The 25,012-nt window shown below is 61.3% G+C and carries 21 protein-coding genes and 1 pseudogene; 13 read left to right on the top strand and 9 right to left on the bottom strand.

Annotated elements, in window-relative coordinates:
* From ACNFCJ_RS12130 to ACNFCJ_RS12115, 4 genes are all read right to left on the bottom strand, one after another.
* Window positions 1-389, bottom strand: a 389-nt coding sequence (locus tag ACNFCJ_RS12130; protein ID WP_416771569.1) for a transposase domain-containing protein, incomplete at its 3' end; no start/stop codon positions are given.
* Window positions 390-518: 129 nt separating this feature from the next.
* Window positions 519-2,000, bottom strand: coding sequence for a dicarboxylate/amino acid:cation symporter (locus ACNFCJ_RS12125; RefSeq protein WP_416771567.1), 1,482 nt, complete (start codon window positions 1,998-2,000; stop codon window positions 519-521).
* Complete coding sequence (locus ACNFCJ_RS12120; protein ID WP_416771565.1) at window positions 1,978-3,186, bottom strand: pyridoxal phosphate-dependent aminotransferase; 1,209 nt, start codon at window positions 3,184-3,186, stop codon at window positions 1,978-1,980. Before ACNFCJ_RS12120 ends, ACNFCJ_RS12125 begins: the two co-directional genes overlap by 23 nt.
* A 10-nt stretch (window positions 3,187-3,196) precedes the next feature.
* Window positions 3,197-3,862 (bottom strand): RraA family protein, encoded by a 666-nt coding sequence (locus tag ACNFCJ_RS12115; protein ID WP_416771563.1) that lies wholly within the window; start codon window positions 3,860-3,862, stop codon window positions 3,197-3,199.
* A gap of 127 nt (window positions 3,863-3,989) precedes the next feature.
* Between ACNFCJ_RS12115 and ACNFCJ_RS12110 the strand changes: the two genes are divergently transcribed.
* Window positions 3,990-4,928 carry a LysR family transcriptional regulator gene (locus ACNFCJ_RS12110; RefSeq protein WP_416771561.1) on the top strand — a complete coding sequence of 313 codons (939 nt, stop codon included), beginning with the start codon at window positions 3,990-3,992 and terminating at the stop codon, window positions 4,926-4,928.
* Window positions 4,929-5,012: 84 nt separating this feature from the next.
* Here the strand turns inward: ACNFCJ_RS12110 and ACNFCJ_RS12105 are convergent, their stop codons facing one another.
* Window positions 5,013-5,903, bottom strand: a complete 891-nt coding sequence (locus ACNFCJ_RS12105; protein WP_416771560.1) for an acyltransferase — start codon at window positions 5,901-5,903, stop codon at window positions 5,013-5,015.
* Window positions 5,904-6,065: 162 nt separating this feature from the next.
* Between ACNFCJ_RS12105 and ACNFCJ_RS12100 the strand changes: the two genes are divergently transcribed.
* From ACNFCJ_RS12100 to creC, 6 genes are all read left to right on the top strand, one after another.
* Window positions 6,066-7,304, top strand: coding sequence for an HD-GYP domain-containing protein (locus ACNFCJ_RS12100; protein WP_125836349.1), 1,239 nt, complete (start codon window positions 6,066-6,068; stop codon window positions 7,302-7,304).
* A gap of 87 nt (window positions 7,305-7,391) precedes the next feature.
* Window positions 7,392-7,901: an ATP-dependent zinc protease gene (locus ACNFCJ_RS12095; RefSeq protein ID WP_416771558.1), complete on the top strand. Its 510-nt coding sequence runs from the start codon at window positions 7,392-7,394 to the stop codon at window positions 7,899-7,901.
* A 162-nt stretch (window positions 7,902-8,063) separates the two neighbouring features.
* A complete protein-coding gene (locus ACNFCJ_RS12090) occupies window positions 8,064-10,094 on the top strand; it encodes a methyl-accepting chemotaxis protein (RefSeq protein WP_416771556.1) in 2,031 nt (676 codons plus the stop codon).
* Window positions 10,095-10,152: 58 nt separating this feature from the next.
* Window positions 10,153-10,593: a CBS domain-containing protein gene (locus ACNFCJ_RS12085; RefSeq protein WP_179543792.1), complete on the top strand. Its 441-nt coding sequence runs from the start codon at window positions 10,153-10,155 to the stop codon at window positions 10,591-10,593.
* 195 nt (window positions 10,594-10,788) lie between these two features.
* Window positions 10,789-11,469, top strand: a complete 681-nt coding sequence (gene creB, locus ACNFCJ_RS12080; protein ID WP_416771555.1) for a two-component system response regulator CreB — start codon at window positions 10,789-10,791, stop codon at window positions 11,467-11,469.
* 3 nt (window positions 11,470-11,472) lie between these two features.
* Window positions 11,473-12,894, top strand: coding sequence for a two-component system sensor histidine kinase CreC (creC, locus tag ACNFCJ_RS12075; protein ID WP_416771554.1), 1,422 nt, complete (start codon window positions 11,473-11,475; stop codon window positions 12,892-12,894).
* A gap of 394 nt (window positions 12,895-13,288) precedes the next feature.
* Here the strand turns inward: creC and ACNFCJ_RS12070 are convergent, their stop codons facing one another.
* The 4 genes from ACNFCJ_RS12070 to ACNFCJ_RS12055 all read right to left on the bottom strand — a co-directional run bounded on the left by ACNFCJ_RS12070 (window position 13,289) and on the right by ACNFCJ_RS12055 (window position 18,543).
* Window positions 13,289-13,843 (bottom strand): hypothetical protein, encoded by a 555-nt coding sequence (locus ACNFCJ_RS12070; protein WP_416771552.1) that lies wholly within the window; start codon window positions 13,841-13,843, stop codon window positions 13,289-13,291.
* On the bottom strand, window positions 13,840-14,217 hold the full coding sequence (locus ACNFCJ_RS12065; protein ID WP_416771550.1) for a GIY-YIG nuclease family protein: 378 nt from the start codon (window positions 14,215-14,217) through the stop codon (window positions 13,840-13,842). The genes ACNFCJ_RS12070 and ACNFCJ_RS12065 overlap by 4 nt, the downstream gene beginning before the upstream one ends.
* 397 nt (window positions 14,218-14,614) lie before the next feature.
* Window positions 14,615-16,915 (bottom strand): ATP-dependent DNA helicase, encoded by a 2,301-nt coding sequence (locus ACNFCJ_RS12060; RefSeq protein ID WP_416771549.1) that lies wholly within the window; start codon window positions 16,913-16,915, stop codon window positions 14,615-14,617.
* A complete protein-coding gene (locus tag ACNFCJ_RS12055) occupies window positions 16,912-18,543 on the bottom strand; it encodes a VRR-NUC domain-containing protein (protein WP_416771547.1) in 1,632 nt (543 codons plus the stop codon). Before ACNFCJ_RS12055 ends, ACNFCJ_RS12060 begins: the two co-directional genes overlap by 4 nt.
* Window positions 18,544-18,718: 175 nt before the next feature.
* Between ACNFCJ_RS12055 and creD the strand changes: the two are divergent.
* The 6 genes and pseudogenes from creD (at window position 18,719) to yegQ (ending at window position 24,905) form a co-directional block, all read left to right on the top strand.
* Window positions 18,719-20,060, top strand: a pseudogene (gene creD, locus ACNFCJ_RS12050) (cell envelope integrity protein CreD).
* A gap of 48 nt (window positions 20,061-20,108) precedes the next feature.
* On the top strand, window positions 20,109-20,411 hold the full coding sequence (locus ACNFCJ_RS12045; RefSeq protein WP_416771546.1) for a hypothetical protein: 303 nt from the start codon (window positions 20,109-20,111) through the stop codon (window positions 20,409-20,411).
* A gap of 306 nt (window positions 20,412-20,717) precedes the next feature.
* The gene (locus ACNFCJ_RS12040; RefSeq protein ID WP_003463859.1) at window positions 20,718-20,978 is read left to right on the top strand and encodes a DUF4212 domain-containing protein; all 261 of its coding nucleotides are present in this window, start codon (window positions 20,718-20,720) and stop codon (window positions 20,976-20,978) included.
* A gap of 6 nt (window positions 20,979-20,984) precedes the next feature.
* Window positions 20,985-22,754, top strand: a complete 1,770-nt coding sequence (locus tag ACNFCJ_RS12035) for a sodium:solute symporter family protein (RefSeq protein WP_416771545.1) — start codon at window positions 20,985-20,987, stop codon at window positions 22,752-22,754.
* 91 nt (window positions 22,755-22,845) lie between these two features.
* Window positions 22,846-23,352 (top strand): hypothetical protein, encoded by a 507-nt coding sequence (locus tag ACNFCJ_RS12030; RefSeq protein ID WP_416771543.1) that lies wholly within the window; start codon window positions 22,846-22,848, stop codon window positions 23,350-23,352.
* Window positions 23,353-23,597: 245 nt separating this feature from the next.
* Window positions 23,598-24,905, top strand: a complete 1,308-nt coding sequence (gene yegQ, locus ACNFCJ_RS12025) for a tRNA 5-hydroxyuridine modification protein YegQ (RefSeq protein ID WP_416771541.1) — start codon at window positions 23,598-23,600, stop codon at window positions 24,903-24,905.
* The last annotated feature ends 107 nt before the right edge of the window (window positions 24,906-25,012 follow it).

Here is a 25,012-nt window from a genome sequence, read left to right as displayed (position 1 = left end):
TGATTGGCGCTGGCATGCCAGCGTTGTTGAGTCAGGGAAAAGACTTCTCGCACCGCAGCGCTGCCCAAACGCTGGCGACCTTGCACGATTGCACTGGGTGCTACCAATGGCTTCTGCCCAGGCAGCATGATGCCCATACGGCTCGCGGCATCCCAGGCCGACATCCGGCGAAACAACGCCATGGCGATCACGCACCAGAGCATGGCTTCAAGAGGGAGACGTCGCTTACGCAGGGTCGCCACTCCCGCCGTTTCCAGTGCGGCGCTAACTAGGTCTGGATCAAGCAGCGCCCCTAGTTCGTCAAGGGAGTAAGTAGCAGAAGCCACTTCGTGAGTCAGTGCCAAGGCGCGGGAAAGTCGCATAAAAAATCCGATGCTCAAAACAAACATCGGATTTTCGTTTCAGCGCGCAGAAGGTCAAGCTGTAGCGCTTAACTGACTGGCATTAGCTCTCGGGCTCCCTTTTAATCTTCCGCTCGCCGCTCATGAGCGCGCGGTGTTCTTTACTCTCTGGGCGGGCTATGAGGATCGTACCGATTCAGTGAACGAGGCCTTGCTTGCTTTCCCAAGTGGCGTCTCTTCGTCTTCGGCAAGCCCCAGATCGACGGGAATGCCTTGGGCGTCGCAGCTCAGCATCTTTTCACTCTTGGCCACCAGCATGGCGCCCAGCACGTCACCGGATACGTTTAGCGTCGTGTGCCCCATGTCGATCACCCGGTAGATACCGGCAATCACGCCGACGAGCTCGAACGGCAGGCCCATCAGTTGCAGCATCAGCGTGCCCATGACGATACCGCCGCCAGGAATGCCGGGTGCTGCCATGGCCAGGAGGGTGCCGATCATCACTACATTGATCATCTGCGCGGTGCTCAGCTCGACGCCGTAAAAGCCTGCGGCGAACACGGCCAGAACCGACAGGTAGACCGCTGCTCCCATCAGGTTGATGGTGGCGCCCAATGGCAGCATGAACGAGGTGATCCATTTCGGCACCCTGAAGTCGCTGTGGGTCACATGCATGCTCATTGGCAGCGTTGCGGCGCTGCTGGTGGTCGACAGCGTGACTACCCAGACCTTGCTGATCTTCTTGAGCAGGTAGACGTAGCTGACCTTGGTATAGGTGACGACCAGAACGGAGGCGATCAGCCACACAACCAGCAGGCCGATGTAGTCGGCCAGAATGAACTTCCCGACCTGATCGAAGATTTCCAGGCCATAGTTGCCCATCGTGTAGGCCATCAGGGCAAAGACGCCGTAAGGAGAAAGCGCCATGATCATGTCGAGAATCTTCAGGATGACCGCTGATGCCTGATCGCACAGGTTTTTGATGCCTGAGGCTTTCTCTCCTAGAGAAACCAGCGCTATGCCAACCAGAACGGCAATCAGAATCACCTGAATCACACTGCCCTTGGCCATGGCGTCCAAGATGTTGGATGGGATGATACCGAGAAAGAACTGACCGAGCGTCGGTACTTCGCTCGCTGGCGACAGTGCCACTGCTGCGTTCTTGCTGATGAAGCCGACGCCAGGTTGCAGCAGGTGCGCGACAGTCAGGCCGATCATGCCGGCTATCACCGTCATGACGGTATAGACCACCAGGGTCTTGCCGCCTACCCGCTTGAGTTTGCCCACATCACCCATGTTGGCGATGCCTGCCGCCACGCTGAAAAACACGATCGGGATGATCAGCATCTGGATCGAGCGAATAAAAGCATCGCCCACCGGCTTGATGGCGACTCCCCATTCTGGCGCGACCAAGCCAAACAGGACGCCAAGGGTGAAGCCGAGAAAAATCTTGGTGGAAAGCCCGAAAGACAAGGTTAGGCCTTTCATTTCGACTCTCCTGCGCATGAGAGGTGTGGGGCGCCTGAGAAAACGCGGTTGATGTTCATGGGATGCCTCTTTCGATAGTGGATATTGTTGTAATGCGATGGGGCAGTGAAGTCGCAAGCCATCCCTGGCCGATATTGTTTTTTGAGGCTCAGCGCAGCCGTGCGCAGGCATGAGCGATGCGTCGGCATCCCTCGTCGATGGTGTCGATCGCGCTGGCGAAGGACAGGCGCAAATAAGGCGACATGCCGTAGGCGGCGCCGCTGACCGTCGCCACATTACCCTCCTGCAACAGGTAGTCGACGAGTTCAATGTCGCTGGTGATGCGCTGGCCATCGGGCGTAACCATGCCGATCAGGCCCGCCACGTTGGCGAAGACATAGAACGCCCCCTGCGGCGGTATGCAGCGCAGCCCCTTGATGCCACTCAGGCGCTCCAGCATGCGTTGGCGGCGCAGGGTGTAGATGGCGCGCATATCGGCGATCGGTTGCTGGTCGCCAGCAAACGCGGCAACGGCGGCCGCCTGGCTGATGGAGCTGGGGCAGGTGGTGGTCTGCGAAAGCAATTTGCCGATGGCGGCAACCAGCGCGCGTGGGCCCGCAGCGAAACCCAGGCGCCAGCCTGTCATGGCGTAGCCCTTGGAGGCACCGTTGATGATCAGGGTGCGGTCTTTGAGGTCGGCGGCGACGTTGACAATGGAGAGGTGGTGCGCGCCTTCATAGACGAAATGCTCATAGATTTCGTCAGACATGATCCAGACCTGCGGATGCCGACGCAGCACGGCCGCCAGCTCTTGCAGTTCGGCACGGCTATAGACAGCACCGCTCGGGTTGTTAGGGGTATTGAGGATGACCCACTTGCTACGTGGGGTGATGGCCTGTTCGAGAGCAGCGGCCGTCAGCTTGAAGCCATTATCCTCATTGCCGGCAATGATCACTGGCGTGGCCTCGTTGAGGCGTGCGATGTCGGGATACGACACCCAGTACGGGGCATGCACGATCACCTCATCGCCGGCATTCAGGGTTGCAGCCAGTGCGTGGTAGATGACGTGCTTGCCACCGCTTCCCGCGACCACTTCATCCAGCCTGTAGTGCAGGTCGTTGTCACGCGCCAGCTTGTCGACGATGGCCTGGCGCAGCGCCAAGGTGCCTGTGGTTGCGGTGTAGTGCGTGTCGCCGTTGTGCATGGCCACGCTGGCCGCTTGCAGGATGTGCGTCGGGGTGTCGAAGTCGGGTTCGCCGACGGTGAAGTTGACGATGTCGCGACCCTGCGCACGCAGCTCTGCGACCAGGGCGTTGGCGGCGATGCTGGGTGACGGTTGAATGCTCAGAACGCGCTTGGAGAGGAAGTCGCTGGTCATCATCGGCTCCTCAGTTGGCCAGGCCATTTTGTTCGAGCACACGCTGCAGCCAGCTTTGTTGCAGCTTGCCGGTGGCGATTTCGGCCTTGACCGCCTCTTCATGCGCGGCATGGAGGGCTGCGGCCTCCAACAGGGCGGGGGCGTGCTCCGGGGCGAAGGCGACCAGGCCATCTTCATCACCCACCAGGATGTCGCCAGGCTGCACCAGCATGCCGCCGATGCTGACAGGCACGTTGATTTCCCCTGGGCCGGTCTTGTAGGGGCCGCAGTGCACGACGTCCAGGGCATAGCAAGGGGTGCTTTCGAAGCTGGCGACATCGCGAATCGCACCGTTGACGACGAAGCCGGTGCAGCCTCGCTGCAGGGCATACAGCTTGATCAGTTCGCCGATCACAGCGTTGCAGGTGTCGCCCTGGGCGTCGATGACCAGCACATGCCCCGGTTGCAGCATGGTCATGGCCTTGTAGACGAACAGGTTGTCACCGGGGCGCGTCTTGACCGTCAGCGCGGTGCCAACGAGCTTCCCCTGGCGGTTGAAACGGGTCAGACCACGCGCACCGACATGGCGGCCCAGGTTGTCACTGATATGCGGCGTGACCACATCCTGAAAGGCCTGGATGATCTCTTCAGATACCAGAGGTGGGTTGGGCTGGATACGAGAACCGGGGAGAGACATGGTGGGCTCCTATGAGAATGACGCATCAGTCGCGCGTGGCGTTGAGGCCGATCTTAGGAGTCGCCAATAAATAGTTTTAGCGATATTTTAAGATGATAATTCATCGATTTTTTTCATTTGGTGAGCCGTGGTTACATTCAAACAGCTAGAAGCGCTGTACTGGATCGCTGAGTTGGGCAGTTTCGAGACGGCGGCCAGCAAGTTGCACATGTCTCAATCGGCTATCTCCAAGCGGATTCAGGAATTGGAGGAAGCTTTTGGCGTGCAGATATTCGACCGCAGCAGGCGTAATGCCAGGCTTTCCGAGAAGGGGCAGGAGCTGTTGGACTACGCACGCGACCTGCTGGAAAGACGCGACTACCTGATCGAACGCATCAGCACCCGTGAGGTACTGGTCAAGCGTTTTCGCCTCGGTGTCACCGAGCTGACGGCGCTGACATGGCTGCCTGCGCTGGTCGACGAGATCCGCCGTACTTATCCACGGGTACAGATCGAGCCATCGGTCGAGTTGAGCAGCGATTTGTTTCGCAAGCTGGGTGAAGACCAGCTCGACCTGATTATCGTCCCGGATGCCTTCAACGACGCCCGCTTTGTGGCAACACCCTTGAAAAGCGTCGACAACGTGTGGATGTGTGCCCCCAGTCTGGCGCCGGAAGGTGGTGCCATTGGCCTCGATCAGTTGGCCAATTACACGGTGCTGACGCAGGGGCCAAATTCCGGTACGGGGCTGATCTATGACTACTGGTTCGCCACCCACAATGTGCAGATGCCGCGCACGATCACCAGCCATAGTCTGTTGGTACAGGTAGGCTTGGCACTTTCCGGCCTGGGTATCAGCTACCTACCGAAACGCTGTCTGGCACACTTGGTGCGTCAGGGCGCGTTATCGATCATCGAAACCAAGCCGGGGCTGCCAATGGTTCGCTACGCAGCGCTGCACCGGGTTGATCGAGAACAGGGACTCAACCTGGCCGTTGTCAAACTGGCGCAGCAGTGCTGTGACTTTTCGCGCCTAGTGTTATCGGAGATTCGACCTCAAAGACTTTCAGAAGTAGTAGCGCACTAGAAACCCAGCTGTGGTAATCGCCGGTTTCGAGATCATCGAATTATCCATTCAGCCCATGTATGAGTGGATCGCTGATCCGTTGCCTTAGCCGCGTTCGGCGCGAATCCGGGCGATGCGCTCATCCTTCTCCTGCCAGAGCTGCGATACCCAGTCCTGCATGTACTGGCGAAATACCGGGTCGTTCTGGTAGTCGCCCTGCCACAGTTCGGCAGCCAGGTTGCGCGTCTGGATATCGATGATCACCTTGTCCACCTGACCGCTGAGCAGCGCCCAAAAGCCCGGCGCTTTGCCCTCGGGATACACCAGTGTCACGTCCAGCACGGCATCGATCTGCTCACCCAATGTAGCGAGTACGAATGCCACGCCGCCGGCTTTGGGCTTGAGCAGATAGCGGTAGGGCGACTGCTGCTGCGCCTGCTTGGCCGGGGTGAAGCGGGTGCCCTCCAGGTAGTTGACCACGGTGACCGGCAGGCGCTTGAACTTCTCGCAGACGGCCCTGGTGATCTCCAGGTCCTTGCCCTTCATGTGCGGGTTCTTCTGCAGAAAGGCCTTGGAGTAGCGCTTCATGAAGGGGTAATCGAGTGCCCAGAAGGCCAGGCCGAGGAAGGGCACCCAGATCAGCTGCTGCTTGAGGAAAAACTTGAAGTAGGGCGTCTTGCGGTTGAACGCCTGCACCAGGGCAGGAATGTCGACCCAGGATTGGTGATTGCTGATCACCAGGTAGGAGCGGTCGCTGCGCAGCTCGGCGTTGCCGCGAATGTCCCAGTGAGTCGGGGTGAGCAGGGCGAAGATGCGCTTGCAGTTCTCCGCCCAGAATTCGGCCACCCACATCACCCCGCGTGAACAGGTATCGCGGGCGCTCTGGCCGGGTAACACGAGCTTGGCGAGGGCGATCAGCAGCAGCGGACCGATCAGGATCAGGGTGTTGGCGAGCAGTAAAACGATGTTGGCTAGGCCGGTCAGCAGAGGGCGCATGTCGACTCCATGGCGGGCGATGAGCGGACATCTTATGCAAGCGCAACAATTTGCTCAAAGCTCCACCCACTGGCCTATTGCCAGATCAGTGTCTATAAGCCAATGATCGTCACCACGGGACATCCCGCCCACGGAAGGCGCTTCAACCTGCCGGTACGTACCATGCTCAAACGGATCGCCGTCGCCGATCTACGCGTCGGAATGTTCATTCAGGAATTCTGCGGCTCCTGGATGGATCATCCCTTCTGGAAGTCCAAATTTCTCCTCAGTTCCGAAAAAGATCTCGCTCGTATTCGCGATAGTGCGATCAGCGAGCTGTGGATCGATGTCAGCAAGGGCACCGATGTCGCCGCTGGTGTCCATGCCGCTACCGAGGCTGAGGTCCAATGCGAGGCTGAGGCCCGCCTGTTGGCGGCCATCGAGCCGCCCAAGGTCAAGGCACTGTCGATGGAGCAGGAGCTGGAGAATGCGGTGAAGCTCTGCGCGCGCTCCAAGCAGGCGGTAATGGACATGTTCAGCGATGCGCGCATGGGCCAGGCGCTGCAGTTCGAGCAGGCCGAGTCGCTGGTCGAGGAAATTTCCGAGTCGGTGATGCGCCACCCCAATGCGCTGATCAGCCTGGCGCGGCTCAAGCACAGCAACGAATACACCTATATGCACTCGGTGGCGGTCTGCGCCTTGATGATCGCCCTGGCGCGCCAGCTCGGTCTGCCCGAGGCCGCTGTGCGCGAGGCCGGGCTGGCCGGTTTGCTGCACGATATCGGCAAGATGGCCGTACCGCAGGAGCTGCTGGACAAGCCCGGCAAGCTCACCGACAACGAGTTCGCCAAGGTGCGCCGGCACCCGGAGGCTGGCGGCAATATCCTGATTGCCAGCAAGCAGGTCAGCGCTCTGGTTCTCGACGTGTGCCTGCATCACCACGAGAAGGTCGACGGCAGCGGCTATCCGCATCATCTGCAAGGTGACCAGATCAGTCTGCTGGCAAAGATGGGCGCGGTCTGCGACGTGTACGACGCGATCACGTCCAATCGCCCCTACAAGCAGGGCTGGGACCCGGCCGAGTCGATCCGCAAGATGGCCGAATGGAAAGGGCATTTCGACGAAGTGGTGTTCCAGGCCTTCGTCAAGACCGTCGGCATCTATCCGGTCGGCGCCCTGGTGCGTCTGCAAAGTGGACGCCTGGCGGTGGTCATGGAGCAGAATCCCAAGGCGTTGCTGGCGCCGAGGGTCAAGGTGTTCTTCTCGGCCAAGTCGCGTTTGCCGCTGCCACAAAGCGTCGTCGACCTGAGCAAGATCACCGACCAGGATCGCATTGTCGGGCGTGAATCGGCCGAGGAGTGGGGTTTCGAGCGGCTCGATGAGCTGTGGAGTGGCGTGGATCTGGAAGGGCGCGGCCGCTAGTTTGCAGCACGTTGTAACGCTTTTGGCGGAACATGCCAGGCGCATGGCAGTCGTAGGTTCGGTCACCGCAAACGAGAGGACCTAACCTTGAAATACGCTCTGCTCCTGCTGGCCGCCGCCATCAGTCTGCCGACCATGGCCGATGAACAACCGGACCTTTACGGCCGCTACGAACTGATCAAGCTCCCCGCTCTGGGCCAGACTCTCAAGGCCAAGATGGACACCGGCGCGATGACCGCCTCGCTATCGGCCAAGGACATCGAACCCTTCAAGCGCGATGGTGAGGATTGGGTGCGCTTCCGCCTGGCCGTCGATGGTGCTGAAGACAAGGTGTATGAACATCCGCTGGTACGCATCGCCGAGATCAAGAAGCGTACCGAAGAGAGCGACGCCGAGCTCAAGGAAGTCGCCTACTCGCAGCGCCCGGTGATCGAGATGCCGATCTGCCTGGGCGAGGAAGAGCGCACCATTGAGGTCAACCTGACCGACCGCAGCACTTTCAGCTATCCGCTGCTGATCGGTGCCAGCGCCATGCGCGATCTTGGTGCAGCGGTGGACCCAGCCGAGCGCTACACCCGTGATCGTCCCCAGTGCTGAGTTAATTGTCGCATTTCGGAAAAGGCTGATACCCATTGGCCATTACACTCGTTGAGAGTGCCCCGTAACGACTAGCTGCCCAAAATGGGCGTCGGGCCTGCTTTTTGCTACATGCAATTCTTTGCCAGGCCTGTAGGCCCTTTAGGTCGTTGAGGTGTCGCTATGACGGGAGTACTCAAGCCGGGTGTACGGCTGCTGCAGCGTTTCAGTTTTGCCCACAAGTTTCAGTTGGTGTTCCTGTTGTTCGCGTTGCCGCTCGGTTATGCGCTGTGGGTCATCAGCAGTGACTACCTGTCGCGCCTGCAATCCGTGGACTACGAAGTGGAAGGCGCGCAGGCGCTGGAACGTATGGCTCAGGTGCAACATGAGCTGATCGCCCAGCGCACCCTGCTGGCGCGATGGAAAGGCACCGAGAATGCCGCACAAGGTTTGCTGCAGCAACGCGAGTCCAAGCTCGACGAGGCCTTGCAGCAGGCGGCCGAGCCGCTGCAGAGCGAGCTGATCAGTGATCAGGCGCGCCAGCATTTCCAGGCCCTGCAGGGCGAGCGCGACGGTTTGCGAGCCGCGGGGCTGACCAAGGTGCCCTTGCCCGATGCACTGGAGCGCTACCAGAAGGCGCTGTTGTACCTGATCGCCCTGCGTGAGCAGGTGGCGACCGACAGCACCCTGATTCTCGATCCGCGCCTCGACACCTACCTGATGATGGAGCAGATCACCTACGTCATGCCGCGGCTGCTCGAGCAGCTTGGCACCTTCGCCGCTCAGGGCCATGGCGCCGTGGTCTCGCAGCATTTCACCCTGCAGAGCCGGGTGCTGATCCGCGACCTGCGGCGCAGCCTCGACGAGCAACGGGCGCAGCTGGTCAAGGCGCAGATCACCCTGTCACGCGAGGCGCCGCAGGCCATGCGCCAACTGAGCGCGCCTTTCGATGCCTCGCTCAAGGCGTTCGACGACTTCCTTGTCCAGATCGACCGCGACATGTTCGAGGCCAGCCCCATGGCGCTCACGCCCGAGGAGTTCGTGCAACGTGTCGAAGCGCTGGAAACCCAACTGCAGGGCCTGCAGCAAGCGCTCTACCAGCAGTTCTCCGCCAGCCTCGGTTATTACCGGCAGCAGGCGCTGCACTCGATGGTCCAGGTGATCGGCGCATTCATCGCGCTCACCTTACTGGCGATGTACGTATTGATGTGCCTGAACGCCTCGATCCGCATCAGCACCAGCAACATCATCGAAGCCGCGCGCGGTCTGCGTGACGGCGACCTGCGCGTGCGCATGGAGGTCAACGGCCGTGACGACCTGGCCGCCATCGCCCAGGCGCTGAATACCGCAGTCGAGCAGATGCGCGACTCGCTGCAGGGCGTCAACCGCGAAAGCCAGCAACTGGATAGCACAGTGCAACTGCTCGGTGGCCAGGCGCGTGATGCGCTGGACGCCGTCGAGCAGCAGCAAGCGCAGATGAGCCAGATTGCCACCGCCGCCACGCAGATGGCCGCCACCGCACAGAGTGTGGCGCAAAGCTGCGAGCAGGCGGCGGTGGAAGCGCAGCAGACCCGTGAAGTGGCGCTGAGCAGCAACCAGCGCAGTGAGCGCACCAGCGCCAGCATGCGCCACCTCAGCAGCCGTCTCGGCGACAGCGCTGCGGCATTGCAGCAACTGCGTGATCAGACCCAGCAGATCAACCGAGTGGTCGAGGTGATCAAGGGCATCGCCGAGCAGACCAACCTGCTGGCGCTGAATGCCGCCATCGAGGCCGCGCGTGCGGGGGAGGCCGGGCGAGGCTTTGCCGTGGTCGCCGACGAAGTACGCTCGCTGTCCAAGCGCACCCAGGACTCGACCCAGGAAATCGCCCAGACCGTGGACAACCTGCAGCGCGTGGTCGGCCAGTCGGTCACCCTGATGGAAGAGGCCTGCAGCCAGGCCGATGGCGACATCGGCAGCGTGCTGGCCATGGGCGACGAGCTGCAAAACATCGTCGACTCGGTGCAGCGCGTCAGCGACCGCCTGGCGCAGATCGCCACGGCCGCCGAGCAGCAAGCGGCCACCGCGGATGAAGTCAGTGGCAATATCCAGCAGGTCGATCAGGCCGCCGGACAACTGCTCGATGGCGCCCAGGCCGTGAGCAGTGCTGCCGAGCAACTGCGTCGTGGCAGCGAAGGGCTGGCGCACAATACTGGACGATTCAGCCTCGACTGAGGCTGACCGCGGCGGCCAACTCTGCTAAAACCGGATAACAACAACAGGAGCCGCCCGCATGAAAACCGTCGCAGAGGTTATTCGCAATAAAGCCAACGCCTACGTTTACAGCGTCGACAGTGAGGATTCGCTGCTCGACGGGCTGCGTATCCTCGCCGAGCAAAGGATCGGTGCCTTGGTGGTGCTTTCCGGTGGGCGCCTGGTCGGCATCGTCAGCGAGCGTGACTACGTGCGCAAGGTGGCCTTGGCCGAGCGCTCGTTGCTCAACACCAAGATCAACGAAATCATGACCAGCGAAGTCATCAGCGTCGGCCCGCGTGACAGCGTGCAGTACTGCATGGAGCTGATGACCGAGCGCCGCCTGCGTCACCTGCCGGTGCTGGCCGAAGGCGAGCTGATCGGCCTGCTGTCCATCGGTGACCTGGTCAAGGAAACCATTGCCGAACAGGCCGACCTGATCCGTCAACTGGAACAATACATTCGCGGCGAGATTCCCTGACCGGGCTACGGGTGAGCGACAACCTCGTGGGAGGCGCTTTCGACTCTGGCCTCCTGCTTCGTTCTACCTCCTGCATCCATCCAGTCGCAGTGGCGCTTGTCGTGTAGGGCGGGTGAAACTCGCCAATACCTCGCTTGACGCTGGCTCCCGCGCTCGGCAGTCTCCTGCCGTCGCCCCACAGGTGCAGGCCGCCCGATGCCGCAGATACTCATAGTCGAAGACGAAGCCGCGATTGCCGATACGCTGGTCTATGCCCTGCAGGCCGAAGGTTTCGCCACGCACTGGTCGAGCCTGGGTGGCGAGGCGCTGACGCTGCTGGAAAATGGCGCCTTCGACCTGGCCATTCTCGACGTCGGCCTGCCCGATATCAGCGGCTTTGAAGTGTGCAAACGCCTGCGCCGTTTCTCCGAGCTGCCGGTGATCTTCCTCACCGCACGCAGCGAGGAGATCGACCGCGTGGTGGGTCTGGAAATCGGCGCCGACGACTACGTGGTCAAACCCTTCAGCCCGCGTGAGGTCGCCGCCAGGGTCAAGGCCATCCTCAAACGCGTGGCGCCGCGTGAAGCACCAGCAGCCAGCGCGCCGAGCACCTTTCAGATCAATGATGCCGCCTTTCGCATTCACTACCATGGCCAGGCCCTGAGCCTGACCCGCCACGAATTTCGCCTGCTGCGCACGCTGCTCGGCCAGCCACGCCGGGTCTATGCGCGCGAGCAATTGCTCGATGCCCTCGGCGTGGCCAGCGAGGCCGGCTACGAGCGCAACATCGACAGCCATATCAAGAGTGTGCGCGCTAAACTGCGCGCCATCGCCCCGAGCGAAGAGTCGATCCAGACCCATCGCGGTCTCGGTTACAGCTACGAACCGGAGAGCTGAACCATGCCACTTGGCGTACGCATCTTCCTCGTCTACTTCCTCTTCGTCGGCCTGGCCGGCTGGTTCGTGCTCAGCACGGTGATGGACGAGATTCGCCCTGGCGTGCGCCAAAGCACCGAAGAAACCCTGGTCGATACCGCCAACCTGCTGGCCGAGATCCTGCGTGACGACCTCAAGGCCGGCACGCTCGGTCAGGGCCGCCTGAACGACGCACTGGAGGCCTATGGCCGGCGCCAGCCGCAGGCGAGCATCTGGGGGCTGACCAAGGCCGAGGTCAACCACCGCATCTACGTCACCGACGCCAAGGGCATCGTCCTGCTCGACTCCAGCGGCCAGGCCATAGGCCAGGACTACTCGCGCTGGAACGACGTGCTGCTCACCCTGCGCGGCCAGTACGGCGCCCGTTCGACCCGTGAAGACCCGAACGACCCCGACTCCTCGGTGATGTACGTGGCCGCGCCGATCAGGGATGGCGAACGCATCATCGGCGTTGTCTCGGTGGCCAAACCCAACCGCACCCTGCAGCCCTATATCGAGCGCTCGCAAACGCGCCTGGGCTGGCTCGGGGCCGGGTTGATCGGCCTTGGCCTGCTGGTCGGCGCGCTGCTGTCCTGGTGGCTCAGCGCCGCGCTGGGCAAACTCACCCGCTATGCCCAGGCCGTCAGCGAAGGCCTGCGTGCCGAGCCGCCCCAGGTACGCGGCGGCGAACTCGGGCAACTGGCGGTGGCGGTCGAGCGCATGCGTACCGAGCTGGAAGGCAAGGCCTACGTCGAGCGCTACGTACACACCCTGACCCACGAACTGAAAAGCCCGCTGGCGGCCATTCGTGGCGCTGCCGAACTGCTCGACGGCGAGATGTCCACCGACCAGCGCCAGCGTTTCGTGGCCAATATCCAGCAGGAAAGCGCACGCCTGCAAAACCTGATCGAACGCCTGCTGCACCTGGCCCAGGTCGAGCAGCGCCAGGGCCTGGAAGAGCGCGTGGCGGTGCCGCTGGCGCCACTGGTGGACGAACTGCTGCAAGCGCAGCAGGCGCGCATCACCGCCGCCAGTCTGCAGATCGAACAGGCCCTACCGGTCGGCCTCAGCCTGCGCGGCGAGCGCTTCCTGCTGCGCCAGGCACTGGCCAACCTGCTGGACAACGCCCTGGACTTCACACCACCCGACGGCCGCATCCGCATCGCCGCCGAACGCGATGGCGAGCGCATCGTCCTGCGCCTGTTCAACCAGGGCGAAGCCATCCCCGACTACGCCCTGGCACGTCTGACCGAACGCTTCTACTCCCTGCCGCGCCCCAATGGTGGCCGCAAGAGCACCGGCCTTGGCCTGAACTTTGTGCAGGAGGTGGCCGAGTTGCATGGCGGCGAACTGCACATCGGTAATGTCGAAGGCGGGGTGGAAGTACGTCTGACGCTACCCGCGTAGGCGACGCTGCTGTTGCCTTGTGGGAGGGGCTTTAGCCGCGACTCGCCGCTAAAGCGCCTCCCTCCACAGCCTAAGCGTCAGCCTTCATGTAGGAGCGGCTGGGCGGCACTCCGCTTCAGCCGCGAAACTTCTCGGCTGTTCAGGGTGGGTAGCAACGCGACGTTCCTGTTTTCGCTACGCTCAATCCAGGCATGGTGGACAAGCTTCGCGTTGTCCACGCCACTATGTCTTCCTTAGCGCCCAAAACAGGCCGGATATACGAATGCAACCGCGCTGACGACAGGTGCAAAGGCAAAGCTTTGCTCACTACTTGTGGGGAGAGTCCATATGCGTTGTTAGGCAGCGTAGTTATATTGGATTCCGATGGTGAATGCCGCACAGAAATACAATTAAATTAATCATAATATGGGTCTAGCGAGATCTCAGGTGGTGTTTTTGATCTTATTGCTCTTGCGAAATGGTTCCAATATGCTGTGAGCATTATTACATTTAAGAGATCTTGATTGCAGTAGCCAAACACGCAACTGGTGACGCACTCTATTTCTTCTCTATAGTAGTCAAAAGGTTTTTTTTCGTTGAGAAAGAATAGGTGGTGTCCATCACCTCCAGGGTAATACATGTTTACTCCGGTAGGGTTAACAACCTTGCCAATGTACTTTCCCGAAACATCTAGATAAGCGTATTTTTCTGAAAAATACCTTCGGTATGCTCTTGCGTTCCTTGATGTATTAAGCATGGGAACTAGCTGTCTTAAAAGAAACTCAAATCCTGGCCAAGGCCGATAGTGGGCCAGTTCTTTATTAGAGCCAAAAAATCTCTCGATAAAATTCGGTGCTTTGTAGTCGGCGCGTACCTCTACACATTTCTGCATTAAGTCACACCATGGTTTGATCTCTTTGTTGAAATATAAGCGCCACTCATTGTCGAATTGACTTTGTGCTTTTTTCAATTCCAGCCTTTGCTGCTCTTTTTTCTCCTGCGCTCTGCGCTTTTTTCCAGTTTTCTGAGTTCGGCTGGAGAAAGACCGTCATCATTTATCGCTCCGTATGTATGGAGTAATTTGGATACTCTATTTATCGCATCATTTAATTCAAGTTTGAAAAACTCACCGGTAACTCTTTGTGATGATAAGTCCTTGAAGATTCTTTGTTCCAGGCTGTGCGCGTTTTCAACTAACCAATGTTTCTGTACGATCCAATAGCCAGGGACGCCTGTGTTATTGCTAAGCTCTCGTGCACGAACCTCCGGGTCACGATCTGTAAAGCCAATTTTCAATAAATTAGGAACGTGCTCATTGCTAAGAATGTAAACATGGCCTTCCACGTTGAATCACCCTGTCCGTATTTATTTTATTTGAATATTATGCATTGCTTAATCTTCTTCGGTAGCTTTTGCCAATAAGTGGAAGAGTAGCTCAGTTGACTTTGAGGTTTCCTAGAAGGCCTAGCTATAATTACACACCAAATGGTGTATAACCTGCGGGCGGTTTTGGTGGATAACCTTTCTGGTCATTTTCGAAATCCTTCTCTATCTCGCGGCCTGCAGCGAGGCGGTGGGGTGTTTGGCAGGTTATACACCATGTCGGATAACCGCTGGCAAGTCGTATTCAGGCGAGTCTTACAGATGCTCCCGATCCTCCCGGGTATTGCTTCGCTCAGCCCTGGCTACGGTTCTCTGGCGGTGATGATCGCGGCTAAAACGGAATGCCGCCCAGCCGATCCTACAGGTCGGGTTGCGGCTCGGGTGTGGGTGTTTTGAGCGGCAAACGCAGCAGCTCCACCTGCCACCAGCTCGGCAGCAGTCTGCGTACTTCGGGGCGGGCGAAGCGGTCGTCGATCAGGTAGAGCACGCCTTGATCCTCCGGGGTTCGGATCACTCGGCCGGCGGCTTGTACGACCTTTTGCAGGCCGGGGTAGAGGTAGGTGTAGTCGTAGCCATTGCCGAACAGGGTGTCCATGCGCTGGCGGATTTCTTCGTTGATCGGGTTGAGCTGGGCCAGGCCGAGGGTGGCGACGAAGGCGCCGATCAGGCGTTCGCCGGGTAGGTCGACGCCCTCGCCGAATACGCCACCGAGCACGGCGAAGCCGATGCCGCGCCCACCGATCTGAAAACGCTCGATAAAGCCCTGGCGCGCCGCTTCGTCCATCTGCCGGGATTGCGTCCACACCGGTATCTGCGGGTGATCGCGGCGTAGCTCCTGTAGTACCTGTTCCAGATATTGATAGCTGCTGAAGAAGGCCAGGTAGTTGCCGGGGCGTTCGGCGTACTGGCGCGCCATCAATTGGCAGATCGGCGCCAGCGAGGCGTCGCGGTGCTGGTAGCGGGTCGACAGGTTACGCACTACTTGTACGTGCAGTTGTTCGGCGCTGAACGGCGAGGCGACGTCCAGGCACTGGGTCTCTTCCGGCAGGCCGAGCAGGTCGAGGTAGTAGTGACTGGGGCTTAGAGTGGCGGAGAACAGCGTGGCGCTGTGCGCGTCCTCGAAGCGCGGACCGAGGAAGGGCGCCGGCAAGATATTGCGGATGCACAGGGTCGAGTAGCTGCGACCATTACCCGCCTCGATGCGGTTGATATCGAACAGCGAGTGCGGGCCGAAGCTTTCCGCCAGCCGGCAGAACAGCATGGCGTCCATATAAAAGCTGAGCAGCTCGCCGCCATTGCCTTCGGGCTGGTCGGTGAGCAGGTCGGTGATGGCGCTGACCGCCTTGCCCAGGGCGGCGAGCAGCAAGTCCGGCGCCAGCGGGTAGACCTGATAGGGCACCTCCTGCTCGCGGTGCAGTTGATCCCAGTGGCGGTCGACCCGTTCCAGCACGCTTTTCAGACGCTTCGGCGCGTCGCGGCACATGGCCTTGAAACGGGCCTGATCCAGCTCGGCGCTGTACATGCCGCGCCCGCGTTCCACCAGGTTGTGCGCTTCGTCCACCAGCAGGCAGACGCGCCACTGGTTGATCAGGGTGAGGCTGTGCAGCAGGGCGCCGAGGTCGAAGTAGTAGTTGTAGTCGCCCACCACCACGTCGCTCCAGCGACACAGCTCCTGGCTCAGGTAGTAGGGGCACACGCCATGGGCGATGGCGATATTGCGCACCGCCTGCTGATCCAGCCAGCGTTCCTTCAGCGCCGCGCTGCGTGCTGCCGGCAGGCGATCATAGAAGCCCTTGGCCAGCGGGCAGGAGTCGCCATGGCAGGCCTTGCTCGGGTGTTCGCAGGCCTTGTCACGGGCCACGTGTTCCAGCACGCGCAGCGGCGTGTCGGGTTCGCGCAGGCGTTGCAGGGCATCCAGCGCCAGGCGCCGGCCTGGCGTCTTGGCGCTCAAGAAAAACAGGCGGTCGAGCTGTTGGCCGGGCATGGCCTTGAGCTGCGGGAACAGGGTACCGAGGGTCTTGCCGATGCCGGTGGTGGCCTGCGCCAGCAGGTAGTGGCCGTCGCGCGCGGCGCGGTATACGGCCTCGGCCAGTTGTCGCTGGCCGTGGCGAAATTCGCCGTAGGGGAACTGCAGCGCGTCCAATGCCTGATTGCGTGCTTGCTGATGCGCCTGTTCCTGCCTCGCCCAATCGATATAGCGGCGGCAGTGCAGGGCGAAGAACTCGCCCAGCGACGCCGCGCTGTGGCGCTCGCGGAACGCCGTTTCCTGCTGGGTCATGACGTTGAAGTAGACCACTGCCAGATCCAGTTCCTCGAAGCCCAGCTCCTGGCACAGCAGCCAGCCGTAGATCTTCACCTGCGCCCAGTGCAGCAGGCGGTGGTTGGCGGGGATGCGCGTGATGTCGCCACGGTGGGTCTTGATCTCTTCCAGCAGGCGAAACTCCGGGTCGAAGCCATCGGCGCGGCCGCTGACCGTCAGCCCTTCGAAGTCGCCTATCAGCGGCAGCTCGGCAACGTAATCCGGGCCGCGCCGGGCCACCACCGTGGCGTGCCCGGCCATACCTTCCTGTGCGGTGGGCGAGGGGGTGAAGCGCAGGTCGAGGTCACCTTCCTTGGCGGTGAACTCGCACAGCTCGCGCACAGCGATGCGCAGGCTCAATCGCTCCACTCCACGTAGCAGACGCTGACCGGCATGCCGTGCTCGGCGCAGAAGGCCAGCCAGCGTTTCTGGTTGTCCTGCAGGCGGTCGCCAGGGCCTTTCACCTCGATCATCCGGTAGCGGCCTTCGGCCGGCCAGAACTGGATCAGGTCAGGCATGCCGGCGCGGTTCTCGCGGATATCGGCCAGCAGGCGCCGGAACCAGGCGCCCAGGTGCGCCGGTGGCAGGCAGGCCAGCGCCTGCTCCAGGCGCTCGGTATCGAGCAGCTCCCAGAACACGAAGGGCGACTGGATACCGAACTTATCGTTGTGGGTGCGACGCATGGCCTCGATATAGCTGCCGTCCTCCAGGCGCGCCAGGCAGGCGCTGAACAGCTCGCTGCGACGGGCGTGAAAGTCGGCGCGGTGCAGATCCACCGGACCGGTGTGGAAGGGGTGGAAGAAGGCGCCGGACAGCGGGGCGAAGATCGCTTCCCAGCAGAGCAGGCCGAACAGCCCGCAGATCAGCGTGTTCTCCACGTAATGTACTGGCGCGTCGGGTTCGCTCAGGTGCATGGCCACGGCCAGCTCGACGCTGGCAGCGCGCGGCAGGCGCAGGTCGAGGCGATCCTCGATCAGCTTCGCCGCCTTGGCCGCTGGCGGCAGGCCGAGGCGTTTGCGCAGGCGGGTGCGGGCTCGTTCGGCCAGTTGCGCTTCTTCGGCATTGTGCGGCGCTGCGATTACCTGTTCGGCCAGGGTCAGCGCTTCGGCATCCTGGCCCAGACGCTCCAGCACGCGGATTTGTCGTTGCCGCGAGCCGACCGCGCGGGTGTCACGGTACAGTGTCAGCGCTGATTCCAGCTCGCCGGCACGTTCCAGATGCTGCGCCAGTTGCAGAAGCAGGCGCTGGTGGCGTTCGCCGATATGCGCGCTGTCGCTGCAGAAATCGCCGAGGTGCTGCAGCACCTCGGTGACCGCCATGCCGGCCTCGAAGGCGTCGCGGCAGGCGCGCAGGTGCAAGTAGTCGTCGACGTCCTGGCGGTGACGAAAGCCGCGCGAGCCCGGCGTGATCGGCACTTGCTCGTAGCGGAATATCCCCAGGTCGGCGAGTACGAACTCCGACCAGTCCTGCGCCAGGTTGCCGAAGAACATCAGGCGCAGGCGGTCGCACAGCGGCCCGATGGCCAGGCTCAGCAGACGTTCCTCCATATTCGGGCACCAGTCGGCCAGGCTGCGCGGCTCTGTGTGCAGCTCGCGCAGATGGTCGAGCACTTCGCTTTTCTTCAGGTTGCCGCGTGGCAGATCGCTGGCGAAATGCGCAGCCAGTTCGTCCTTGAGCAGCAGGGCGCCGAGTTCGTCGAAGTTCAGCGCGGCGCTGTCGATCAGCCAGCCCAGCTCCAGCAGCGGTGCGGCAGCGCTCGGTATGTCGCCGATCTCGGCGTAGCGCAGTTTACTCACGCGAAAGTGCACGCCCTTGCGCATCACCAGGCGCACCAGCAGCGCCTGGGTGGGTAGGGGGAGCTGAGGGAAATCCGCGATGAAGGCGTGCTCGGCGGCGTCCATCAGGTCAACGTGATGGGCGTCGAGCCAGGCGAGGGCCTTGCGAAAGTTCGCCAGGTAATAGAGTTCGGGGGCATCGAGGCTGAGCATGGACGAAGTTTTACTGGTTTTTTATACAGATGCCAGTGCCGCCGAGCTGCTGGATGACGAATCGGCGTACAGCGCTCCCGCATTCTCCACACAATCTCCACGCGCGCCCCACACGCCTCCCATCATCGCTGCCCAGACTCTGCCGTACTTTCACTCGCTACGGAGAGCCGTACCCATGAGCCGTTCCCTGAGTTTCAAGCTGGGCGCCATTGCCCTGTTGATTCTGCTGCTGATGATTCCCCTGTTGATGATCGATGGCCTGGTCGATGAGCGCCAGGGCCTGCGCTATGAGGTGATGCAGGGCATTGCCCGCAGTTCCAGCTACAGCCAGCAGATCACCGGGCCGATCCTGGTGTTGCCCTATATCAAGACCACCCATGAATGGAAGACCAACGAAAAGACCGGCGAGCGTTACAGCGAAGAGCGTCAACGGCGCGGGCGCCTGTACTTCCTGCCGGAGCGCTTCGTGCTTGAGGGCCAGGTCGGCACCGAGCTGCGTGCCCGTGGCATCTACGAGGCGCGCCTGTACCGCAGCGACAGCCAGGTCAGCGGCCAATTCCGCCTGCCGGCGCGTCTGGGGCTGGGCGACGACCTCGGTTTCTACCGCTTTGAGAAACCCTTTCTCTCGGTCGGCATCAGCGATATCCGGGGCATCAGCAACGACCTGCAACTGCGCCTCAATGGCCAGACCCTGAGCTTCGCGCCGGGCAGCGGCGACGACAATTTCGGTGCAGGCGTGCATGCGCCGCTTCCTGCGCTGGACGCGCAGGGTGGGCAGACGCTCGAGTTCGCCTTCGATCTGAAACTGCAGGGCACCGAGCAGCTCTCGATCGTGCCGGTCGGGCGCGACAGCTGGGTCAAGCTGAGTTCCCTGGCCGCACCCGAGCTTCATCGGTGAATACCTGCCGAGCAGCCGCGAGATCTCTGACAAAGGCTTTAGCGCCGAGTGGCAGACCAGCTTCTTCGCCACCAACCTGGAAGAGGCATTGCGCGGCTGCGTGGGCGCTGAGCGTTGCCAGGGCCTGTTCGGCCGCAACTTCGGGGTGAGTTTTGTCGACCCGGTGGATCAGTACCTGAAGACCGACCGCGCGATCAAATATGCGCTGCTGTTCATCGCCCTGACCTTCGCCACCTTCTTCCTCTTCGAGGTGCTCAAGCGCCTGGCCGTGCATCCGGTGCAGTACGCCCTGGTCGGCCTGTCGCTGGCGTTGTTCTACCTGCTGCTGCTGTCGCTGTCCGAGCATCTGGCGTTCGCCCTGGCCTATCTGCTGTCGGCCAGCGCCTGCGTTGGGCTGATTGGCTTCTACGTCAGCTTCGTGCTGCACAGCTGGCAGCGCGGCCTGGGCTTTGGCGCGTTGCTGGCAGCGCTGTACGCCATGCTCTACGGCCTGCTCAATGCCGAGGACTACGCCCTGCTGATGGGCTCGCTGCTGGTGTTCGGTGTGCTCGGCAGCGTGATGGTGCTGACCCGCAAGCTGGACTGGTACGGCGTCGGCCGCACTGCGCCGCAAGCCTGAATCCAATCGGCGCGGCGAGTGCCGCGCCCCTTCTCTGGAGGTGATCCCATGCGTCTTCTCATGCAGTTTTCCGCCTGCCTGGGCCTTGGTCTGGTGGTGGCGGTGATGATCCTGATCGGCTTGATGTTCTGCGGCTGGTTCAACCTGATCGACGGCTTGCTGCTGACCGGCAAGCCGCTGGCCAGCCTGAGCCTGATGCTGCTGCCGGAAGGTTTCTGGAGTGCCCTGACCGGCATTCAGGATGCGGCGCAAAACAGCACGTTGCGCTCCTTCCTATCGCTGTGCGCGGCGCTAGGTCAGGTCGGCCTGCTGCTGGCGCCGGGCTTCATGCGCCTGTGGTACCGGGCATGAGCGGGCATATCGGTTTGCGCGAGGAGGCGCGTGCCGGGTACCTTCTGGCGCGGCGGATTGCCGGGTTGTTTCGTCGATGGCAGACGAGGCAGGGTGATCAAAAGGAATGTGCTGAGGTGCGGCAGAAGCCGTGCTTGAGGAGGGAAATTTTGTAGCCCGGTGCAGTCCGGGAGTATTGCGTCAGGCATTTCCCAGACGCTCCAGGTGTGCTCTGCGATGCGGCTAATACCAATGTCTATCTGTCGGTCGGTACTGGCCTGCTGCTAGTTTGAAGCTGCATCAGAATAACAATAACCGGAGGCGTCTATGACTTCTGAACAAAGCAATGCCGCGGCCTATTGGAAGGCCAATGTGCGGCTCATCACCTGGAGCCTGATCGTCTGGGCGCTGGTTTCCTACGGATTCGCCATGATCCTGCGCCCGATGGTCGCGGGAATCTCCGTTGGCGGTTCCGACCTCGGATTCTGGTTCGCGCAGCAAGGCTCAATCCTCTTCTTTATCGGGCTCATTTTTCACTACGCGTGGAGATTGAACAAACTTGATAAAGAATTTGGCGTCGAGGAGTAAGTGGTCATGAGCCAGTTCGTTATCAACATGTTGTTCGTAGGGGCGTCCTTCGCGCTCTACATCGGCATCGCCATCTGGGCGCGTGCCGGCTCCACCAAAGAGTTCTACGTCGCTGGCGGTGGTGTGCATCCGGTCACCAACGGCATGGCGACAGCCGCCGACTGGATGTCCGCAGCTTCCTTCATTTCCATGGCGGGCCTGATCGCCGCTGGTGGTTATGCCAACTCCACCTTCCTCATGGGCTGGACCGGCGGCTATGTGCTGCTGGCGATGCTGCTGGCGCCCTACCTGCGCAAGTTCGGCAAGTTCACCGTGCCGGACTTCATCGGTGATCGCTTCTACAGTCGCGGCGCACGCCTGACTGCGGTGATCTGCCTGGTGATCATCTCCGTGACCTACGTGATCGGTCAGATGGCCGGTGCCGGTGTTGCCTTCTCGCGCTTCCTCGAAGTGAGCAACTCCACTGGTATCTGGATCGCTGCGGCGGTGGTCTTCGCCTACGCCGTATTCGGTGGCATGAAGGGCATCACCTACACCCAGGTCGCTCAGTACGTGGTACTGATCGTGGCCTACACCATCCCGGCCATCTTTATCTCCCTGCAGCTGACCGGTAACCCGATCCCGCCGCTGGGCCTGTTCGGTGACCACGTCGAGTCCGGCGTGCCGCTGCTGCAGAAACTCGATGAAGTGGTGCGTGACCTGGGCTTCGCCGCCTACACCGCGGATGTCGACAACAAGCTCAACATGGTGCTGTTCACCCTGTCGCTGATGATCGGTACTGCCGGTCTGCCGCACGTGATCATTCGCTTCTTCACCGTACCGAAGGTAGCCGATGCGCGCTGGTCCGCTGGCTGGACCCTGATCTTCATCGCCATGCTGTACCTCACCGCTCCGGCCGTTGCCTCGATGGCGCGCCTGAACCTGATGACCACTATTTATCCGGAAGGCGCTTCCGCCCCGGCTCTGTCCTATGAAGAGCGTCCTGAGTGGGTCAAGACCTGGGAACAGACCGGCCTGATCAAGTGGGAAGACAAGAACGGTGACGGCCGTATTCAGATGTACAACGATGCTGCACCGGCCTTCACCGCGACCGCTCAGGAGCGCGGCTGGAACGGTAACGAGCTGACCGTGAACAACGACATCCTGGTTCTGGCCAACCCGGAGATTGCCAACCTGCCTGGCTGGGTAATCGGTCTTATCGCGGCCGGTGCAATTGCAGCGGCGCTATCGACGGCGGCTGGTTTGTTGCTGGCGATTTCTTCGGCGATCAGTCATGACCTGATCAAGACCTTGATCAATCCGAAGATCAGCGAGAAGAACGAGATGTTGGCAGCGCGGCTGTCTATGGCTGCAGCGATCCTGCTGGCGACCTACCTGGGCTTGAATCCACCAGGATTCGCTGCGCAGGTGGTGGCGCTGGCGTTCGGTATCGCTGCTGCGACCCTGTTCCCGGTGCTGATGATGGGGATCTTCTCCAAGCGCATGAACGACAAGGGCGCGATCTGCGGCATGGTTGCGGGTCTGGTGATCACCCTGGTGTACATCTTCACCTACCTGGGCTGGTTCTTCATTCCGGAGACCAACATGCTGCCCAACACTCCGGATCAGTGGTTCATGGGTATCTCCCCGGCCTCCTTCGGTTCCGTTGGCGCGCTGATCAACTTCGCCGTGGCTTACGCGGTGTCGAGTGTCACCGCTGCGCCGCCGCAGGAAATCCAGGACCTGGTGGAAAGCGTGCGTACCCCCAAAGGTGCTGGTGCCGCTCTGAACCACTAAGCATAATCCTGGCCTGAGGCCATCTTCCGATGGTCCAGGGTCTGACAGACGGGCCTCCAGTGGAGGCCCGTCTTTTTTCGGGAACAGTCATATGTTGTGGACTTTGCTTGCCATCGTGGTCGCGGGGCTCGGCGCTGCCGGTATCGCTCTGCTGCTACGCAAATTGACGCGCAACAAGCTGCCGCGGTGGATCGTGCCACTGTTTGGTGGTCTGGGGATGCTGGGCTATCAGGTGTTCTACGAGTACTCCTGGTTCGAGCATCAGCAGGCACGTCAGCCCGCGGAATCGGTAGTCGTTGCGACCGAGGCGGGTCATGTGTTCTGGCGCCCGTGGAGCTACTTCGTGCCGATGGTCACCGCGTTCACCGTGCTCGACAGCAAGAGCGTCGTGCGCGAGCAGATGGCGGACGCGCAAGTGGCCGAGTTCATGCTCTATCGTTTCGAGAAGCAGCACATCGACCACGTCTCGCACCGAGCTCATCTGCTCAATTGCACAACTGGCGAGTTGCTGCCGCTGGACGAGAAGAAACAGCCTCAGCTTGCCCAGCTCAAGCGCATCGACAGGGACGACGCGCTGTACCGCCAAGTGTGTCGCTAGCCCGCCATTCTTGTGTCGCGGCAGTGGTGCGCACGGCGCACCCTACGCGAAAGTGCAGCATCGGTGCGCGTGAACTGGGTGACCACTCCTTGCGGATGTCTCTCACTGTAGGATGTGCCGTGCGCGCCGCCCCTTCACTGGTGGTGCCTGGCTCGGCCGCTTTTATGCGCCCGATAGACCCAGATCAATATCCACGCCTGCCACCTGCATAGAATCGCCAGCCCCTGATTTTCGAGCGTGCGGTCATGCCCTGTTTCCCCGAACTGCTGTCGCCAGCCGGCACCCTGAAGAACATGCGTTATGCCTTCGCCTATGGCGCCGACGCGGTGTATGCCGGGCAGCCGCGCTACAGCCTGCGCGTGCGCAATAACGAGTTTGACCACGCCAACCTGGCCCTTGGCATCGCTGAGGCGCACGCGCAGGGCAAGCAGTTCTACGTGGTGGTCAACATCGCCCCGCACAATGCCAAGCTGAAGACCTTTCTCAAGGATCTGGCGCCGGTGATCGAGATGGCGCCGGATGCGCTGATCATGTCCGACCCGGGCCTGATCATGCTGGTGCGTCAGCATTATCCGCAGATGCCGATTCACCTCTCGGTGCAGGCCAATGCGGTGAACTGGGCCAGCGTCGAGTTCTGGCGTCAGCAGGGGCTGACGCGGGTGATCCTCTCGCGTGAGCTGGCGCTGGAAGAAATCGAGGAAATCCGCAGCCAGGTGCCGGGCATGGAGCTGGAGGTGTTCGTCCATGGCGCGCTGTGCATGGCCTATTCCGGGCGTTGCCTGCTGTCGGGCTACATCAATCGCCGCGATCCCAACCAGGGCACCTGTACCAACGCCTGTCGCTGGCAATACCAGGCCACGCCGGCAAGCGAGAACGAACTGGGCGAAATCGTCCGTGTGGTCGAGCCGACATTAGGGCAAGGCGCACCGACCACCCAGGCTTTCGTGCTCGAAGAGGCCGGTCGTCCAGGTGAAGAAATGGCCGCTTTCGAAGACGAGCACGGCACCTACATCATGAACTCCAAGGACCTGCGCGCGGTGCAGCACGTCGAGCGCCTGCTGCGCATGGGTGTGCATTCGCTGAAGATCGAGGGGCGCACCAAGAGCCATTTCTACGTGGCGCGCACGGCGCAGGTCTACCGCCGAGCCATCGACGATGCGCTGGCCGGCAAACCCTTTGACCCGAGCCTGCTGGGCAGCCTGGAGTCATTGGCGCATCGCGGTTACACCGAAGGCTTTCTGCGTCGTCACGTGCACGACGAATACCAGAATTACGAGCGCGGCAGCTCGGTCGCGGAGCGCCAGCAGTTCGTTGGCGAACTCACCGGTGAGCGCTGTGGCGAGCTGGTCGAGGTGCGGGTGAAGAACCGCTTCGCCGTGGGCGATGGCCTGGAGCTGATGACGCCGCAGGGCAATCTGCGCTTCACGTTGGAACACCTGCAGAACGCCCAGGGCCAGGCGCAGCAGGTGGCTCCGGGCGACGGTCACGTGCTTTATTTGCCGCTGCCGGCAGATGTGCAATTGGAGTACGGGCTGCTGATGCGCGATCTGTAGGCATCCGTAGGATGCATTGCTTGCCGCAAACCAACCTGTAGGAGCGGCTTCAGCCGCGATTCCTGGTAGTTCTGATACGCACGAGGCGTGCGCTAAGATGGAGGAGC

It is taken from the genome of Pseudomonas sp. NY15364 (assembly GCF_048068235.1).
Taxonomy (GTDB): Bacteria; Pseudomonadota; Gammaproteobacteria; order Pseudomonadales; family Pseudomonadaceae; genus Aquipseudomonas; species Aquipseudomonas mendocina_D.
Note: the sequence above shows the minus strand (reverse complement) of the source record. Positions and strands in the feature narration are given on the sequence as shown.

Excerpts from the sequence above, each read along its gene's own strand:
- ACNFCJ_RS12125 (WP_416771567.1), bottom strand. The coding sequence starts at position 2,000 with ATGCCTGCGCACGGCTGCGCTGAGCCTCAAAAAACAATATCGGCCAGG.
- ACNFCJ_RS12120 (WP_416771565.1), bottom strand. The coding sequence starts at position 3,186 with ATGACCAGCGACTTCCTCTCCAAGCGCGTTCTGAGCATTCAACCGTCA.
- ACNFCJ_RS12115 (WP_416771563.1), bottom strand. The coding sequence starts at position 3,862 with ATGTCTCTCCCCGGTTCTCGTATCCAGCCCAACCCACCTCTGGTATCT.
- ACNFCJ_RS12105 (WP_416771560.1), bottom strand. The coding sequence starts at position 5,903 with ATGCGCCCTCTGCTGACCGGCCTAGCCAACATCGTTTTACTGCTCGCC.
- ACNFCJ_RS12100 (WP_125836349.1), top strand. The coding sequence starts at position 6,066 with ATGCTCAAACGGATCGCCGTCGCCGATCTACGCGTCGGAATGTTCATT.
- ACNFCJ_RS12090 (WP_416771556.1), top strand. The coding sequence starts at position 8,064 with ATGACGGGAGTACTCAAGCCGGGTGTACGGCTGCTGCAGCGTTTCAGT.
- ACNFCJ_RS12085 (WP_179543792.1), top strand. The coding sequence starts at position 10,153 with ATGAAAACCGTCGCAGAGGTTATTCGCAATAAAGCCAACGCCTACGTT.
- creB (WP_416771555.1), top strand. The coding sequence starts at position 10,789 with ATGCCGCAGATACTCATAGTCGAAGACGAAGCCGCGATTGCCGATACG.
- creC (WP_416771554.1), top strand. The coding sequence starts at position 11,473 with ATGCCACTTGGCGTACGCATCTTCCTCGTCTACTTCCTCTTCGTCGGC.
- ACNFCJ_RS12055 (WP_416771547.1), bottom strand. The coding sequence starts at position 18,543 with ATGCTCAGCCTCGATGCCCCCGAACTCTATTACCTGGCGAACTTTCGC.
- ACNFCJ_RS12045 (WP_416771546.1), top strand. The coding sequence starts at position 20,109 with ATGCGTCTTCTCATGCAGTTTTCCGCCTGCCTGGGCCTTGGTCTGGTG.
- ACNFCJ_RS12040 (WP_003463859.1), top strand. The coding sequence starts at position 20,718 with ATGACTTCTGAACAAAGCAATGCCGCGGCCTATTGGAAGGCCAATGTG.
- ACNFCJ_RS12035 (WP_416771545.1), top strand. The coding sequence starts at position 20,985 with ATGAGCCAGTTCGTTATCAACATGTTGTTCGTAGGGGCGTCCTTCGCG.
- ACNFCJ_RS12030 (WP_416771543.1), top strand. The coding sequence starts at position 22,846 with ATGTTGTGGACTTTGCTTGCCATCGTGGTCGCGGGGCTCGGCGCTGCC.
- yegQ (WP_416771541.1), top strand. The coding sequence starts at position 23,598 with ATGCCCTGTTTCCCCGAACTGCTGTCGCCAGCCGGCACCCTGAAGAAC.